Origin of the sequence: Thermoleptolyngbya sp. M55_K2018_002, assembly GCF_015295965.1 — a bacterium.
Lineage (GTDB): Bacteria > Cyanobacteriota > Cyanobacteriia > Elainellales > Elainellaceae > Thermoleptolyngbya > Thermoleptolyngbya sichuanensis.
In genome coordinates this window covers 1-3176 of the sequence record NZ_DVEA01000260.1, presented here as the reverse complement: position 1 = coordinate 3176, position 3176 = coordinate 1, and the positions used below count along the sequence as shown (strand labels likewise).

The 3176-nt window shown below is 56.3% G+C and carries 4 protein-coding genes; 1 reads left to right on the top strand and 3 read right to left on the bottom strand.

What is annotated here, in order from left to right:
* Window positions 1-40: 40 nt before the first annotated feature.
* Window positions 41-424: a hypothetical protein gene (locus tag IGS51_RS13025; RefSeq protein WP_297078784.1), complete on the bottom strand. Its 384-nt coding sequence runs from the start codon at window positions 422-424 to the stop codon at window positions 41-43.
* A gap of 80 nt (window positions 425-504) precedes the next feature.
* On the opposite strand from IGS51_RS13025, the gene IGS51_RS13020 reads away from it, so the two are divergent.
* A complete protein-coding gene (locus tag IGS51_RS13020) occupies window positions 505-1137 on the top strand; it encodes a hypothetical protein (RefSeq protein ID WP_297078783.1) in 633 nt (210 codons plus the stop codon).
* A gap of 174 nt (window positions 1138-1311) precedes the next feature.
* On the opposite strand, the gene IGS51_RS13015 is transcribed toward IGS51_RS13020, so the two are convergent.
* Both IGS51_RS13015 and IGS51_RS13010 read right to left on the bottom strand, forming a co-directional pair.
* The gene (locus tag IGS51_RS13015; RefSeq protein WP_172353893.1) at window positions 1312-1995 is read right to left on the bottom strand and encodes a Crp/Fnr family transcriptional regulator; all 684 of its coding nucleotides are present in this window, start codon (window positions 1993-1995) and stop codon (window positions 1312-1314) included.
* A gap of 289 nt (window positions 1996-2284) precedes the next feature.
* Window positions 2285-3136, bottom strand: coding sequence for an inositol monophosphatase family protein (locus IGS51_RS13010; RefSeq protein ID WP_297078782.1), 852 nt, complete (start codon window positions 3134-3136; stop codon window positions 2285-2287).
* Window positions 3137-3176 lie beyond the last annotated feature (40 nt).

Here is a 3176-nt window from a genome sequence, read left to right as displayed (position 1 = left end):
TTTTCAACTGACTACGAACCTGTCAGACAATACAACCCGACTAGCAAGGAACCAAACTTTCTTCACCCGGTCGATCAAACCCCTCAGCAACAGGCTCAGGAGACGGAGTCATGGAAACGCGATCGACTAGCTCAGCATCATCCTGCACGACTCCAGCGTGACTCGCCAAAGAAACTAGCTCACCCTCACGGATCACGTAGGAACTCTCACATCCAGGACAGTTGTATACTCGATGAGTCTGCCCGTGAGACACAGATCCGAAAGACGCTTCTACTTCATCTACGATGTGCGGATGAGTCAGGTAGAAGACAATCGCACGTTCCACAATGCTTGACATCGCTTCATCATCTACCGCCGCTTTGATCTTCAGCTTGCGGTGAAGCTCTCGTGGAACATACAGGGTGAGTTTACTCTTGTCTTGCATATTGATTTCGCGATTGATACCCGGGTATGTCGTTTAAGAATAGAGGCTTGGTTCAAGCGCTGTCAAGACGGAAGACCGCTATGACGGCAGCATTGTTACACAAGTTTACAAATGGCGTTACATCTCGATTCATCAACTGGGGATGGGGCGATCGCCCTCAGCCTTCTGCCACCAGGGTTGGGTCGTCTTCGCGTCGAATGGCAGCCAGCCTGTTACTCAGTTTGAGCGTCGGACTAGTCAGCAGTTGTTCCCAGCCAGCGGTTAGCGAACGGCGAACCTGGAAGGTCTATCAGAATCCCGACTATGGGTTTGAGTTTCCCTATCCCGACAACTGGATACCTGCGCCCCTGCCAGACAGCCAGGATGGGCGGCGATTTCGCAACCCCTACAGCCCGGATGTGGAAATTCTCGGCTGGGCGAGCCATATCTCGTCTACGCCGGGGGATTCGTCTGAGCAGGTGCGGCGGAGCGTGCTAGCTGCGCCCAACTTTACGACGCGCCAGGGATTGCGCGGACAGTTGCGCGTAGAAATCGGCAGCAGCGTCAGCCTGATGACGCTGACGCTGACAGAAGAGGGCGTCGTGTATTTCTGGCAGGGGCGATCGCCCAGCGACCAGTTCTCGCAATACTACGAATTCTTTGACTACGTGGCCAAGCAATACTACGTGACTCCGAAGGGCAAACCCAGCCCCCAACCCCCAACCCAGAACTAGCCTCAGGACTTACACACGTGCGATAAGCTTTCTGGATTTGGACGATTTCTCGCGGGCTGCGTCCGTGAGAAATCGTCCAACTGCGTAAGTCCTGAGGCTGAAGTTAGGAGTCTGAAATTTCAGCGGCGCAAGGCAAAGGAGCTTGAGGCTTAACTCCGGAGCATCGCTACGCCGCTAAATCTTGCCAGCCAGGTGAGCCAGTTGACGCATATTCAGCAGGCGCATGGTCTGTCCAGCCGCGTCAATCTTGATCCAGCCCTTGCTGTCCAGTTTTTCCATGATCTTGGCTGCATCGTCTGGATTGATGTCCGTAACATCTGCCAAGTCTTTGATCGGCACATTGAAAATCTCCGTGCCGTGGGGTGTCGACTTCCCGTAGTTTTCACCCAGCAGCACCAGCGTATTGGCCAGCTTGATCGCCGGGGCGCGGTGCTGGATCTGGAAGCGAAAATTGGTCTGTCGCAAGCGCCGCACCATCAGTTGCAGCATCTTGTGGTGCAGTTGCGAATCTTTGAACAGCGTCTGGATAAAGCGCTGGGCGGAAATGCTGAGCAGCTTTACAGGCGACAGCGCCACCACATCCGTCGAGCGGGGAGACTCGTCCAAAATCGCCATCTCCCCAAAGAAATCGCCGCGCCCCAAAATCGCCAGCGTGACCACTTCTTCGCCAGAGTGACGGCGCACTTTTACCCAACCCGACTCGACAAAATAGACTGCATTTCCCCAGGCATCTTCCATTAGCACGGCGCGGCCAGCGGGATACTCATGCTCAACCGCGATCGACAAGAGCCACTCCAGGGTTTCTGGACTGGCGGAACTGAAGAGAGGGAACAATTCACTAAAGGCGGTGGTTTGCATGAAGAACGCCCTGGATAAGAAGTCGAGAGTCCCTCCAGGGGCTGTTTTGCGCGAAAGTTATTGGCGCGAAGAGAAACAGTCTGGCGAGACGCATAGTAGTCAAGCACGGGGAGCCACTTGCCAAGGTTAGAGTACCCAGGCGGTTAGCAAAATTAGCAGCCGCCTGCGGAGTCTGGAAGCCTTGCGAAAGTGCAGGTGAACGTCATTAGTAGAGCCAGATGGTTAAGTCTAGCGTATCATGGCGCTATCCTGGCGTTGTCACGGCGCTGTTATGGCGCTGTTATGGGGATCAGTCCACGTCGGCGATCGCCCGTTGCAGCGGTGGCAGCAGCGGATCGAGAGAGGTTGGCCAGCCCACTAGAATCGGCTGCTGATGGGTCAGCGTGTCGGGGTCGAGGGCGGCTGCATCAAACCCGATGGGTTTGCCGTCCAGATCGCAACACACCAGCCCGGCCGCCCGGGCCAAGGCCAGCGGCCCGACCGTATCCCATAGTTTGACTCGGCGGTTGAGGTAAATATAAAGTGCGGCGCGACCCTGAATTACCTCCAGCACCTTTAGCCCAAAGCTGCCGATAAAGCCAAACTGAGCCTGGGGGATATGGCGCAGAATGGACTCACCGTATCGATGGGCATCTTTAGTGCCGATTAGAACTGAGAGGCGATCGCCCGTCAGGTCTGGCTGGGTCGGCACGAGCGGAACCGCATCCCCTGCGCCCGCCTGCCCAAATAGCCCCAGTTCCTCACCCCCAAAATACAGTTGATCAAACACAGGCGCATAGACCCAGCCCGCTGTCGGCCGTCCCTGCTCCAGCGCTCCCACCATGACAGAATAATGCGGCTTGCCGTGGATAAAGTCTTCTGTGCCATCCAGCGGATCGACCAGCCACAGGCGGCCAGCTTGCTGCGAGAATTGCCGACGCGAGGCGGCGTTTTCCTCAGAAATCACGCCATCGGCAGGAAACAACGCCGTCAGCCCCCCTGCAAGCTGAGCATCCAGCGCCCGATCCACGTCAGTCACGTAGTCATCCAGCCCTTTTTCGTAGACCTTGAACGACCCTGCTGCCAGATCGAGCGATCGCCTGCCACAGTCCACTACTAGCCGATTAATTGCCGCAAGCTGATCGTCCGAAAGCTTCTGCATGGGTTTTCTGCTCGCTCCTGCGCTGCGTGCCGTCCTCATC